We start from the raw sequence: 12,469 nt of genomic DNA on the forward strand, positions 1-12,469 counted from the left end.
TGTCCGTTCCGCGGCTGTCACGCTGTCACGCTGCCATTGCAGCGCTCTTTTGGCCATGCCTCCCGAACCCGTACTGCAGGGGAGGCTTACCGCGTTTGATGTCGCGCGCCAGAGTAACGCGCGTAGATGTGTCGGAGAAACGGTCCGGGGGGTGCGATGGAGCACCTTCCGGAAGTCGACCGGCCCGGAGACCGGCCCGGCCCCGACGCGGGTGACAGCGCTGCGCCCCTCACCGGGGGCGAGGGGCGCAGCGCACGGCATCCCTGGGGTCAGGAGGTCTTGACGGTGACCTTCGCGTCGATGATGTCCTGCTTGGCCTTGTTCACGGCCTCGACGACCTCGGTCATGGCCTGGTACTTCGGGTTGGTGTCGGAGAAGCCGACGCCCTCGGTCTTCAGGTCGCCGCGGATGGTGCCGCTCAGCGGCTTGCCCTCGTGGACGGACTTGGCGAGCTCGTAGACCGCGCCGCCGACGTTCTTGGTGGCGGAGCCGAGGATCCAGTCCTTGTACTCCTTCAGCGCGTCCTGCGCGTACTGGTCGGAGTCGACGCCGATGGCCCACACCTTGTTCTTGGCGGCCTCGGAGATCACGCCCTGACCGGAGAGGCCGGCGGCATGGTACAGCACGTCGGCGCCCTGCTCGATCTGGCCGTTGGCGGCCTCACGGCCCTTGTCGGGGCTGGAGAAGCCGCCCTCCTGCGGGGTGGAGGTCAGGATCTTCTTGATGACCTTGACCTTCGGGTCGGCGGCCTTGGCGCCCTGCTCGAAGCCCGCGCCGAACTTGTGGATCAGCGGGATGTCCACGCCGCCGATGAAGCCGACGGTGTGGCTCTTGGAGGCCTTGGCGGCGGCGACGCCGGCCAGGTAGGAGGCCTGCTCCTCGCTGAAGACCATGGAGGCGACGTTCTTGGCCTCGACCGACGCGTCGTCGATGATGCCGAAGGTGGTGTCGGGGTACTTGGCCGCGACCTCCTTGATCGCCGGCGCGTAGACGAAGCCGACGCCGATGATCGGGTTGTAGCCCTGCTTGGCCATCGACTCGAGGCGCTGGACCTTGTCAGCGTCGCCCTCGCCGTCGGCCGGCTCGAAGGTCTTGCCGCCTATGCCGAAGTCCTTGTCGGCCTTCAGGAAGCCGGAGTGCGCGGCGTCGTTGAAGGACTGGTCGCCCTCGCCGCCGATGTCGTAGGCCAGGCCGATGCCCTTGCCGGAGTACTTGCCGGACTCCTTGTCACCGCCCGTGGAGGCGGACTTGCTGCTCTCGCCGCAGCCGGCGGCGGCCAGCGCCACGACAGCGACGGTCACCGCTGCGCGGGTGATCCTGTTCCTACGAGAAATGAGACGCACTGCAAGCACCCCTTCGAACTCACGGCACCGTCTCCGGCCCGCTCCGCCTTGCCGGCCCGCTCCCATGGCGAAACCGCTGCGACAGTAACGCGCGTAGAACGTCAGGGGAACGCCACTTGCCCGGCTGTTATCGAACCGTGCCGAGGTCGGGCCAAATCGGTCACCCGAGGGTCACGCGGCAGTAACAGGAACGGTAGGTTCCCGGAGGTAACGGACGGGGTGGCGGCCAACGCACCGGCCGGGGCCGCCGCCGTCTCACCGCCGTCTCCGGCGCGGTCCACCGCCGTCTCCGGCGCGGTGCGGCGCCGGAGACGGGCGGGCGCTCAGCGGGCGGCGTCCAGCAGGGCCGCCGCGGTGAACAGCTCCACGCCGACCGTGATCGCGTACTCGTCGACGTCGAAGTCACCCTGGTGCAGGTCGCGGACCAGGCGGTCGCCGGGGGTGCGAACGCCCAGGCGGGCCATCGCGCCGGGGACCTCCTCCAGGTACCAGGAGAAGTCCTCGCCGCCCAGGCTCTGCTCGGTGCCCTCCACCGACTCCGCGCCGCGGCGCGCCACCATGGCGTCCCACAGCAGGTCGGTGACGTCCGGGTCGTTCACCACCGGTGGGACGCCCCGCACGTAGGTGATCTCCGACTTGGCGCGGTGCAGCGCGGCGATCTCGTCGACCGCGGCGTGCACCAGGTCGGCCGCCTCGCGCCAGGAGGCCAGGTCCAGGCAGCGGACCGTGCCCGACAGCTCGGCGCGCTGCGGGATGACGTTGGGCGCGTGGCCGGACTCGATGCGGCCCCAGGTGACCGACAGGCCGCTGCGGGCGTCCACCCGGCGGGCCACCACGGCCGGCACGTCCACCGCGATGCGTGCGGCCGCCGTCACCAGGTCGGTGGTCAGGTGCGGGCGGGCGGTGTGACCGCCGGGGCCGTCCAGGGCGACCTCCAGCCGGTCGCAGGCCGAGGTGATCGCGCCCGTGCGCAGACCGATCCGGCCGGCCTCCACCTTCGGGTCGCAGTGCACCGCGACGATCCGGCCGACGCCCTCCAGCACGCCGTCGGCGATCGCGCCGAGCGCGCCGCCGGGCATGACCTCCTCGGCCGGCTGGAACAGCAGCCGCACCGGTCGGGGCAGCCGCCCCTGGCGGTGCAGCTCGGCCAGCACCAGGCCCGCGCCGAGCACGACGGTCGTGTGCACGTCGTGGCCGCAGGCGTGGGCGCGGTCGGGCACGGTGGACCGGTAGGCGCAGTCCGTCTTCATGTCCGGGATGGGCAGCGCGTCGATGTCGGCGCGCAGCGCCAGCATGCCGCGCGGGGCCGCCTCCACGGGGGCGGACGTGCCCTCGATGGCGGCGGTGTCCCCCTCCGCACCGATGTCGCAGACGAGTCCCGTGCCGCTCGCGAGCACCCGCGGCCGCAGGCCGGCCCGCTCCAGGCGGGTCTTGATCGCCTTGGTGGTGCGGAACTCCTGGTTGCCGAGCTCCGGGTGCATGTGGACGTCGCGGCGGAAGGCGATCAGTTCGGCGCGCAGGTCGTCGGGGAGCGTGCCCGGCAGCGCGGCGCCGGGCAGCGCCGCCTCGGCTACGGTCACGGCGGCCTGCGCCACCCGGGCGCCCTCGGCCGCGGCGACGGCGGCGTCACCGGCGGCTGCGACGGCGTCCGCGGCGGTGTCCGCCGGGTCGGCCTCGGACTCTCTGGACTTCAACTGGTTCACCCTCTGCAGGGTAGGGCTGCGGGGCGGCTTCGCGCCCGTCGATCGGCAAAAGATCAGCCCGCCGGGGGACGAAAACCGGGCCGCCCGACGGTTGCGCGACTCCTCCTGTGGGTATGCTCGACCATTTTTCCGGCGTACCCCGAGAAGCCGCTCCGTCCGGGCGTTCCGGCGCGGTGGGCCTTGCACCACGGTTACCACGCATGGCCGAAATCACGCCGTCGCGGTCCGCCCATCGGGACGCATCCGTCGCCCCGTCAGGCGTGCGGGACGCGGTTCGGGGGACACGCGGGGGCATGGCCACTGTCACCTCACCGCAGCCCGCCGCCTCGGCGGACACCCCGCTGAAGCGGGCGCTCACCACCCCGCTGCTCTACTTCTTCATCCTCGGCGACGTCCTCGGCGCCGGCGTGTACGTGCTGGTCGGCGAGATAGCCGCCGACTCCGGCGGCGCGGTGTGGGCCCCCCTGCTGCTGGCGCTGGGCCTCGCCCTGCTGACCGCGGCCTCCTACGCGGAACTGGCCACCAAGTACCCCCGTGCGGGTGGCGCCTCGCACTACGCCACCCGGGCGTACGGACCGTACGTCGGCTTCGTCACCGGGTTCTGCATGCTGGCCGCCGGCATCGTCTCGGTCGGCGCGCTGGCCCGCGGCTTCGCCGGCGACTACCTCGCCGAGTTCGTGACCGTGCCGGTGGCGCCGGTGGCGATCGGGTTCCTGCTGCTCCTGGCGCTGGTGAACGCGCGCGGCATCAAGGAGTCCACCGCGGGCAACGTGGCCGCCACGGTGATCGAGGTGGGCGGTCTGCTGCTGGTCGTCGGGCTCGGCGCGTGGCTGCTGCTGCGCGGCGACGGCGACCCCTCCCGGCTCACCCGGCTGGGCACCGCCGAGCACGGCGCCTGGGGCGCGCTGCTGAGCGGTGCGGTGCTGTCCTACTACTCCTTCGTCGGCTTCGAGACCTCCGCCAACGTCGCCGAGGAGACGGCGAACCCGCGGCGCTCCTTCCCCCGGGCGCTGTTCGGCGCCCTGCTGACGGCGGGCCTGGTGTACGTGGCCGTCGGCGTGGTCGCCTCGGCCGCGGTCCCCACCGAGCGGCTGGCCGGCTCCAGCGGGCCGCTGCTGGAGGTCGTCGAGGCGGCGGGCGGCGTCCCCGGGTGGCTGTTCGGCGCGATCGCGCTGGTCGCGGTGGCGAACGGGGCGCTGCTGACCGGGATCATGTCCTCCCGCCTCGCGTACGGCATGGCCCGTGACGGGCTGCTGCCGTCGGTGCTGGCGCGGGTCCTGCCGCAGCGGCGGACGCCGTGGGCCGCCATCGCCGCGACGACGGCGCTGTCGATACTCCTCGCCGTCACCGGCAGCGTGGAGACGCTGGCCTCCACGCTGGTGCTGCTGCTCCTGTTCGTCTTCCTGGTCGTCAACACCGCGGTGCTGGTGCTGCGGCGGCGTGACCCCGAGGGCGAGTCGACGGCGGGCCACTTCCGGGCGCCGACCGCCGTCCCGGTCCTGGGCGTCGCCTCCTGCGTGCTGCTGGCGACGCAGGTCGAGGCGGAGGTGTGGGCCCGCGGCGCGATCGTCCTCGCCGTCGGCCTCGCCCTCGCGGCCCTCGCCGCGGTCCGCCGCCGCCGGGAAGCCACCGCCTGACCCCGCCCCACCGGGCCCGCCCTGAGCGCAGCCCGGCCTCTCCCCCACCGCACGGCGCCACCCGCCCCGGGGCGAGGCCGGGCTTCACGTTTGCCGCCGCCGGACACGGCACGCCCCCCGCCAGAGCCGCGGGGAACTGCGCGAAGCCCCACCCCGCACCGGGCCCGCACCCCGCACAGCACAAGCCCCGCCTGGGGCGCGGGGAACTGCGCGAACGCCCACCCCACAGGGCCCGCACCCCGCACCGCCCCGCACAGCACAAGCCCCGCCAGAGCTGCGGGGAACTGCACGAACGCCCACCCCACAGGGCCCGCACCCCGCACCGCCCCGCACAGCACAAGCCCCGCCAGAGCTGCGGGGAACTGCACGAACGCCCACCCCACAGGGCCCGCACCCCGCACCGCCCCGCACAGCACAAGCCCCGCCAGAGCTGCGGGGAACTGCACGAACGCCGGCCGCACGGAGGCCGCACCCGGGACGGGCCCAGGCGCACGGCACCTCGGGGTCCGGGGCGGAGCCCCGGTTCAGGGAAGGGGCGGGGTGGGGGAACCGTGCCACCCGCAGGGCACCCGCCTGTGCCGCGCCGCAGCGAGGGTCTCGTGCGTACGGTGCGGTCGGCTGACGCGGGGTGGTGGCGGCCGCTCGCCGCGGAGGCCGGGGCCTGCGCCCGCCCGTGCCGCCCCCTGGGCGGCCCAGCCGCCCGCAGGGGGGGTGGGGCACGACCCAGCTGCCCGCAGGGAGGTAAGGCACACGGTCCAGCCGCCCGCAGGGGGATAGGGCACGGCCCAGCCGCCCGCAGGGGGGTAGGGCACGGTCCAGCCGCCCGCAGGGGCATAGGGCGCGGCCCAGCCCGCAGGGGGGTCGGGCACGGCTCAGCCCCGCCCGCAGGGGGGTCGGGCACGGCCCGACCGCCCGCAGGGGGCGTGCCGGGCACGGTCCGGCCGCTCGCAGGGGGCGTGCCGGGGAGGTCAGGCAGCCGCCGCCGGCGGGGTGATGGTGGTGAGGAAGCGGTGGGCGGTGGGGGTGGTGCGGGGGGTGAGCCAGGTGGGGTCTATCGGGCAGGGGGTCACCCGGGCCCCCGTGCCGGCGAGCGTCGACGGCAGGGTGTGCAGCACGGTGGAGGGAAAACTCAGCACCGTGCGCGCGATCGGCCCGCGCCGGGCGATCAGCTCCAGCGGCAGGTCCGGCCGCACCACCGACAGCCCACTCTCCACCGCGATGCGGTGCAGCTTCTCCGCGCTCTCGCGACGGTGCGCGAAATACCGCCGCACCCCGTGCTCCCGGGCCAGCCGCCCCACCGCCGCCATGTACGCCTCGACGTCCACCACCCCCGTCTCGACGAGCGAGGTGCCCACCAGGTCGGCGCCCTCGGTGACCGTCGGCGGCCCGAAGGCGGCCCGGGTCCAGGCGAAGTCGTTGACGGTGACCACCGCGTCCGCGGGGACCTCCGCCAGCGGCATGGCGGTGAAGATCTCCACCCGCCGCCGCTCCCGGGGCGTCAGCCGCCGCCGCGCGTAGCGGGAGACGGGCGCCAGCGCGACGTCCCGCGGCGAGGGCCGCGCCCCGCGCCGGTGCCACCGCACCAGCGGCTCACGCCGCACCACCTGCGCGGTGAACTCCAGGGTGGCGGTGCCGTCGTCGACGACGACCAGGTCCCGCGCGGGCGCGATGGTCAGCAGCAGCTGCACGTAGCGGGAGAACGGGTCGCCGACGACGATCCGCTCCGCCCGCCGCAGCGGGCCGGTGAGCCCCGCGACGGTCTTGAAGGGGGCCAGCGCCCCGCCCCGCGCCTCCTCCCAGCGGACGTCGTGGCCTTCCCTGCGGGCCAGCTCGGACATCCGCCGCAACTGGCCCCGGCTCATCGGGTCGGTGGGCGACAGGACGACCAGCCCCACGCCGCGCTCCCGGGCGTGCGCCGCCCATTCCATGACGTTGAGCAGCTGCACGGGACTCTCGACGAAGGCGAGCGTGCGCGGGCTCTCGGTGCTCACGGTGCTCATGGGCTGACCAGCCGTCCTGTCGGTGGGGGTGGGGTGGGAGGGTGCCGCGCTCAGACGGCGGGCGCCCGGACCTCGGCCTCGGCGACCACGCCGGCGACGCGGCGCAGCTTCTTCATCGGGCCGAGCTCGGACTCGTAGACCTTCTTGACGCCGTCGCCCAGGGACGCCTCGATGGTGCGGATGTCGCGCACCAGGCGGGCCAGGCCCTGCGGCTCCACGGAGGCGGCCTGGTCGGAGCCCCACATGGCGCGGTCGAGGGTGATGTGGCGCTCGACGAAGACGGCCCCGAGGGCGACCGCGGCGAGCGTGGTCTGCAGGCCGGTCTCGTGGCCGGAGTAGCCGATCGGGACGTTCGGGTACTCCTGCTGCAGCGTGTTGACGACCCGCAGGTTGAGCTCCTCGGCCTTGGCCGGGTAGGTCGAGGTGGCGTGGCAGAGCACGATGTTCTCGGAGCCGAGGACCTCGACGGCGTGGCGGATCTGCTGGGGCGTCGACATGCCGGTGGAGAGGATCACCGCGCGGCCGGTGGCGCGCAGGGCGCGCAGCAGCTCGTCGTCGGTGAGGGAGGCGGAGGCCACCTTGTGGGCGGGGAGGTCGAACTTCTCCAGGAAGGCGACGGCCTCGGTGTCCCACGGGGAGGCGAACCAGTCGATGCCGCGCTCCTTGCAGTGCGCGTCGATGGCGCGGTACTCGTCCTCGCCGAACTCGACGCGGTGGCGGTAGTCGATGTAGGTCATCCGGCCCCAGGGGGTGTCGCGCTCGATGTCCCACTGGTCGCGCGGGGTGCAGATCTCCGGGGTGCGCTTCTGGAACTTGACGGCGTCGCAGCCGGCGTCGGCGGCGACGTCGATCAGCTTGAGGGCGTTGTCCAGGTCGCCGTTGTGGTTGATGCCGATCTCACCGGTGACGTAGACCGGCTGCCCGGGGCCGACCAGCCGCGGACCGAAGGCACGCAGGCGGGAGTTGATGGCGCTGACGGACGTGGTGGAGGTGGTGCTGCTCATGCGGTGGACTTCCTTACCTGGTGCGTGCGAGGTCGTGGATCGGGTGGTCGACGCGGCCGTGACCGGCCGGGTCGTCGAGGAGCGGCGCCAGCGCTCGGGCGCGGGCGAGGTCGTGCGGATCGTCGATCTCCAGCACCCGGGCGGGGTCCGTGCGGACCAGCTCGGTGCGGCCGAAGAAGCGGTGCCGGTGGGCGCGGAACCCCGCCGCGTCCATGGCGTAGGCGGCGCCGGTCTCCAGGAGGTCCTGGGGACGGTCCTGGCGGCGCGGCCGGTGGCTCTTGTCGTGGTTCACGCCGTGCCCGCCGGGTCCGGCGGATTGCGCGGCGGTGTCGTCGCGCCACAGGAAGCCGTGGAAGGGGGCGACGGTGACCGCGGTGTCGGCGCCGTCCTCGGCCACCGCCGCGGCGACGCCGTCGACGTCCCCGGCGGTCAGGAACGGGCTGGTGCACTGGACGAGGAGGACCACGTCCACCCGTGTGCCGGTGAGCGCCTCGTGGGCGTCCAGGGCGTGCAGGACGGCGGACTCCGAGGTGGCCGTGTCCCCGGCGATGGCGGCGGGGCGCACCACCGCCTGGGCCCCCGCGGCGCGGGCCGCGTCGGCGATGGCCGGGTCGTCGGTGGAGACGGCCACGGCGGTGACCAGGCGGGCGTCCCGGCAGGCCCGCACCGCGCGGACCACCAGCGGGACGCCGGCGACGGGGGCGAGGTTCTTGCCGGGGACCCCCTTGGAGCCGCCCCGGGCGGGTATCACCGCGAGGACGTGGCGGCCGGGGGCCGGCGGGGTGGTCGGGGCGTTCACAGCTCTCCCAGGCGTCGGATCAGGGGGGCCACCCGCTGCACCCCGTGCCGGTAGGCGCCGCGGGCGGACTCCCGGACGGCCCGGCGCAGCGGGCCGGGCGCGCGGTCGGCGAGGGGCGCGCCGGGCAGCGGAGCGCCGTCGGGGGCGAGGTGGTGGCGGGCGAGGATCCCGGGCAGGTAGCCCGGTGCCGTGCGCAGCGTGTAGTAGGGGGCGAGCGGCGGCAGGCCGGGCGCCTCCAGCAGCCCGGTCAGGCGTTCCCGGGCGGTGTCGAAGGCGGACGCGTAGCCGCCGTCGGCTGCGACGCCCTGCCGGGCCAGCCACCGCTCGTCGGGGACCGGCAGGTGCCCGGCGTCCAGGTCGTCGAAGGAGGCGAGGACGCCGGAGCCGGTGAAGTGGTGGTTGCCGAGGGCCTCCCGCACGCCGAGGTCGGTGAGGACCGCCGTGGGGATCCGGCGGTGCAGGGACTCCAGCGCCGCCGTCGAGGAGACCGTGACCAGCAGGTCGGTGCGGTCCAGCACCTCCCCCATGTGCCCGTACACCAGGCGGAGGTTGGGCGGCTGCTCCAGCGCCCGCACCAGCTTCTGGTAGGGCAGTTCCTCGACGTGGGTGGTGTGCTCGCCGGGCCGGGAGCGCAGCTTGAGCAGCACCTCCCGCTCGGGGTGCCGGCGGGCGTGGCGCACCAGGCGCTCCAGCAGGTACAGCCGGTCCCTGCGGGTCTCCGGGACGGAGGGCTGCGCGGCGAACACCACGGTGTACGGCCGGTCCCCGCCGCCCTCGCCCGCGTCCCGGTAGGGGGCGCCGCCGAGGAAGGGCAGCGCCACCTCGGTGACGGCGCCGTCGTCGGCGCCCACCCCCCGGTAGACGGCGCGGAAACGGTCCGCGTCCTGGCGGGAGTTGGCCAGCACCAGGTCGGCGCCGTGGCGCAGCAGCAGGCCGTCGGCGAGCTTCTCGTAGACGATGCCGACGTAGCCGGTGACCACCACCGGCCGCCGTCGGGCGCCGAGGCCGCCCCGCTCCGCCCACACGTGGCGCAGTCCGTGCAGCACGGCCTGCACGCCGCCGCCCACCAGGGCCAGCAGCACCACGTCGTACGGCTGCTCTCCCGCGGTGTCCTCTCCCCCGGCCCGCTGGACCTCCTGGAGGAACTCCGCGGCGCTCACCTCGCGCAGCGAGTCGGCCTCGACGCCGACCTCCGCGAGCTGGCGGGGCGTGGGCGTGGCGCGGCCGCGCAGGAGGCGGCCGTCGAGGCGGACCTCCCGGCCGGCCGGCGCGAGCCGCCGTGCGGTGAGGGCGCCCCACTTCCACCGGGTGTCGGAGTCCGCGAGGACCGCGACCCGCAGTGGAGCGGCTGCCGCTGAACTTTCCGTCGTACGTGCTGACACACCAGGAACGCTAGAAAGGCATTCCGAGGCCCGGCCCAACCGCACTCCAACAAACGGTGAACAGAAAGCCGCCGCGAAACCAATCGGCCGGTGGGAGCCCTGCCGGAAAGGACGGTTCACGTCCTTTCCGGTCCCTGTTCACCCGGAGTCCACCGGGGGATAAGAACGCGGGCCGGGCGGACGCCTAGCGTCAAGGGCGTGGTCAAGCTCTCCGTGATCGTTCCCTTCTTCAACGTGCGGCAGTACGCGCCCGACACCCTGAGGAGCCTCGAGGCCAACACCGGACCCGACGTCGAGTTCCTGCTGGTCGACGACTGCTCGACCGACGACACCCCGGCCCTGCTGGAGCGGGCCGCGGCCCGCCTGCCGGGCGCGCGGCTGCTGCGGCACGAGCGCAACCGGGGCATCGCCGCCGCGCGCAACACCGGACTGGAGGCGGCGCGCGGCCGGTACGTGACCTTCCTGGACGGCGACGACTGGCTCGTCCCGGGCCACTACGGGCGGCTGGTCGCGGCCATGGACGACCTGGGCTGCGACTTCCTGCGCACCGACCACGTCCGCGCCACCGGCCGCGAACGCGTGGTCCAGCGGGTGCCGCACGGGCGCCGCGGGCAGGTCGCGGACCCCCGCTCGGCGATCCTGCCCGCGGACCGCTCCACGTCCGTGGACCACCCCTTCGTGTGGGCGGACGTCTACCACCGCCGCCTGGAGGAGCGCGGCCTGCTCCGGTTCACCGAAGGTCTGCACACCTGCGAGGACCGCCTGTGGACGTGGCGGATGCACCGCGGGGCCCGGTCGTTCGCCGTGCTGAACCTGTACGGCGTCTTCTACCGCCGCGGAGTGGCGTCCTCACTCACCCGTATCGGCGACGAACGCCAATTGGATTTCCTGCGCGCATTCGATCTGGTGCTCGCGGAAACCGCCGGGGACCCGGACGGGGAAGAACTCCTGCCGAAGGTGGTGCGCACGTATTGCGCGATGATGTGCCACCATCTGGCCGCCGACGCGGACGGCAGATATCAACCGGAAGTGGGCCGGAAATTGCGCACCCTGAGCGCGGCCGCGCTGCGCCGCATGCCGCAGGACGTGCTGGAGCGCACCCTGGACTCGATGGACGCCGAACGCGCGACCCGGCTGCGCCGGCTGCGCCGCCGCCCGGCCGTGGGAGCCGCCGCGTGACCACGCAGATCTTCCTCGCCTCGACCCTGTACGGCGCCGCCACCCTGGCCGCCGCCCTGGACGCGGGCTGCTTCGGCCCGGGCGCCGGGCGCCGGATCCTGCTGGTCTCCAACAACGCCGCCGTGCCGGAGACCACCCCGGCCCTCGACGAGGCCCCCGGCTTCGCCGCGCTGCGCGGGCGCTTCGACGAGGTCCGCTCCTGGAACGAGGCCGTCGCCCCGTTCCACCCGTCCGGCTGGTCGCCCCGCGAGGAGGACACCGTCCTGTGGGAGCGCCACTTCCGCCTGGCCTGGGGGCTGGGCGACGACGACGTGGAGCTGGCCGTGGAGTCGATCCAGGCCCAGCCGGCGCTGGGGGTCGCGCAGATCTTCCACGGCGCCCCGCTGACCGTGTACGCGGACGGGCTGATGAGCTACGGGCCCACCCGGATCAAGCTCGATCCCCTGGTCGGCACCCGCGTCACCCGGGTCCTGCACCTGGACCTGGTGCCGGGCCTGCGGCCGCTGCTGCTCACCGAGTTCGGCGTGCCGGCCGAGCTGGTCCCCACGGACGCCTTCGGCAAGGTCCTCGACGAACTGGCCGGGCGGGCCGGCGAGCTGCCCGCGCTCCCCCAGGGTCCGGCGCTGCTGCTGGGGCAGTACCTGTCGGCGCTGGACATCCTCACCCCCGAGGAGGAGGAGGACCTGCACCTGCGGCTGGTGCGCGGCGCCGTCGCCCTCGGCCACCGGTCCCTGGTCTTCAAGCCGCACCCCACCGCGCCCGCCGCCTGGCACCGGGCCGTGACCGACGAGGCGGAGCGCCTGGGCGCGGAGCTGACCGTGCTGGAGGCGCCGGTCCTGGCCGAGGTGCTGTTCCGGCGTATCCGGCCCGCGCTGGTGGCCGGCTGCTTCTCCACCGCGCTGCTCACCGCCTCCGCCCTGCACGGCATCCCGGTGGCCCGCACCCGCACCGGTCTGCTGCTGGAGCGGCTGCGCCCGTACGAGAACAGCAACCGGATCCCGGTGACCGTGGTCGACGCCCTGCTGCCCGACCTCGACGACGCCGAGGCGGTCCGCGAGCAGCGGGCGTCCATGACGGTCGGGGAACTCGGCGAACTGGTGCGGGCGGTGGGCTTCGCGATGCAGCCGAGGATCCACCCGGCCCTGCGCCCGGAGGCCGAGCGGTTCCTCAGGGGGCATCAGGACGCGCGCTGGCTGCGCTACTTCAAGCGCCGCCGCCTGACGGGCCTCGCCCTCCCCGGCGGCGTCCCGGACCGCCTGACCTTCCTGGCCCGCAGCCGCACCCTGCGCCGCGCCGTGCGCAGGGCGCGGTCCCTGCGCGCGCGCCGGCCGGGGGTGCGCTGACGGAGCGGGCGCGTGCAGGACGGCGGGAGGGGCCGCCCCCGGTGCCGGGGGCGGCCCCTCCCGCCGTGGTGCGCCGGAC

The 12,469-nt window shown here is 74.5% G+C and carries 8 protein-coding genes and 1 pseudogene; 3 read left to right on the forward strand and 6 right to left on the reverse strand.

The window, feature by feature from the left end:
• Window positions 1-269 precede the first annotated feature (269 nt).
• Both Sfr03f_RS16790 and Sfr03f_RS16795 read right to left on the reverse strand, forming a co-directional pair.
• Complete coding sequence (locus Sfr03f_RS16790; RefSeq protein WP_108954689.1) at window positions 270-1,301, reverse strand: BMP family lipoprotein; 1,032 nt, start codon at window positions 1,299-1,301, stop codon at window positions 270-272.
• Between the two features lie 365 nt (window positions 1,302-1,666).
• The gene (locus Sfr03f_RS16795; protein ID WP_108955039.1) at window positions 1,667-2,923 is read right to left on the reverse strand and encodes an amidohydrolase; all 1,257 of its coding nucleotides are present in this window, start codon (window positions 2,921-2,923) and stop codon (window positions 1,667-1,669) included.
• Between the two features lie 416 nt (window positions 2,924-3,339).
• Here Sfr03f_RS16795 and Sfr03f_RS16800 point away from each other — a divergent pair, with 416 nt between their 5' ends.
• Window positions 3,340-4,683 (forward strand): APC family permease, encoded by a 1,344-nt coding sequence (locus tag Sfr03f_RS16800; RefSeq protein ID WP_108954690.1) that lies wholly within the window; start codon window positions 3,340-3,342, stop codon window positions 4,681-4,683.
• Window positions 4,684-5,651: 968 nt separating this feature from the next.
• Here Sfr03f_RS16800 and Sfr03f_RS16805 read toward each other — a convergent pair.
• From Sfr03f_RS16805 to Sfr03f_RS16820, 4 genes and pseudogenes are all read right to left on the reverse strand, one after another.
• Entirely contained in the window at window positions 5,652-6,683 is a 1,032-nt protein-coding gene (locus tag Sfr03f_RS16805) for a hypothetical protein (RefSeq protein ID WP_108954691.1), read from the reverse strand.
• 50 nt (window positions 6,684-6,733) lie between these two features.
• Entirely contained in the window at window positions 6,734-7,687 is a 954-nt protein-coding gene (locus Sfr03f_RS16810; RefSeq protein ID WP_174721600.1) for an N-acetylneuraminate synthase family protein, read from the reverse strand.
• A gap of 73 nt (window positions 7,688-7,760) precedes the next feature.
• Window positions 7,761-8,486: pseudogene (locus Sfr03f_RS16815) on the reverse strand (acylneuraminate cytidylyltransferase family protein); the annotation flags it as partial.
• On the reverse strand, window positions 8,483-9,868 hold the full coding sequence (locus Sfr03f_RS16820) for a DUF6716 putative glycosyltransferase (protein WP_108954692.1): 1,386 nt from the start codon (window positions 9,866-9,868) through the stop codon (window positions 8,483-8,485). The gene Sfr03f_RS16820 and the pseudogene Sfr03f_RS16815, both read right to left, overlap by 4 nt.
• Window positions 9,869-10,066: 198 nt before the next feature.
• Here Sfr03f_RS16820 and Sfr03f_RS16825 point away from each other — a divergent pair, with 198 nt between their 5' ends.
• Both Sfr03f_RS16825 and Sfr03f_RS16830 read left to right on the forward strand, forming a co-directional pair.
• Window positions 10,067-11,047, forward strand: a complete 981-nt coding sequence (locus Sfr03f_RS16825) for a glycosyltransferase family 2 protein (protein ID WP_108954693.1) — start codon at window positions 10,067-10,069, stop codon at window positions 11,045-11,047.
• Window positions 11,044-12,390 carry a polysialyltransferase family glycosyltransferase gene (locus Sfr03f_RS16830; RefSeq protein WP_108954694.1) on the forward strand — a complete coding sequence of 449 codons (1,347 nt, stop codon included), beginning with the start codon at window positions 11,044-11,046 and terminating at the stop codon, window positions 12,388-12,390. The genes Sfr03f_RS16825 and Sfr03f_RS16830 overlap by 4 nt, the downstream gene beginning before the upstream one ends.
• Window positions 12,391-12,469: the final 79 nt, after the last annotated feature.

The organism is Streptomyces fragilis (assembly GCF_003112515.1).
Lineage (GTDB): Bacteria > Actinomycetota > Actinomycetes > Streptomycetales > Streptomycetaceae > Streptomyces > Streptomyces fragilis.

Coding starts and splice junctions, on each gene's coding strand:
- Sfr03f_RS16800 (WP_108954690.1), top strand. CDS start 3,340: ATGGCCACTGTCACCTCACCGCAGCCCGCCGCCTCGGCGGACACCCCG.
- Sfr03f_RS16810 (WP_174721600.1), bottom strand. CDS start 7,687: ATGAGCAGCACCACCTCCACCACGTCCGTCAGCGCCATCAACTCCCGC.
- Sfr03f_RS16805 (WP_108954691.1), bottom strand. CDS start 6,683: ATGAGCACCGTGAGCACCGAGAGCCCGCGCACGCTCGCCTTCGTCGAG.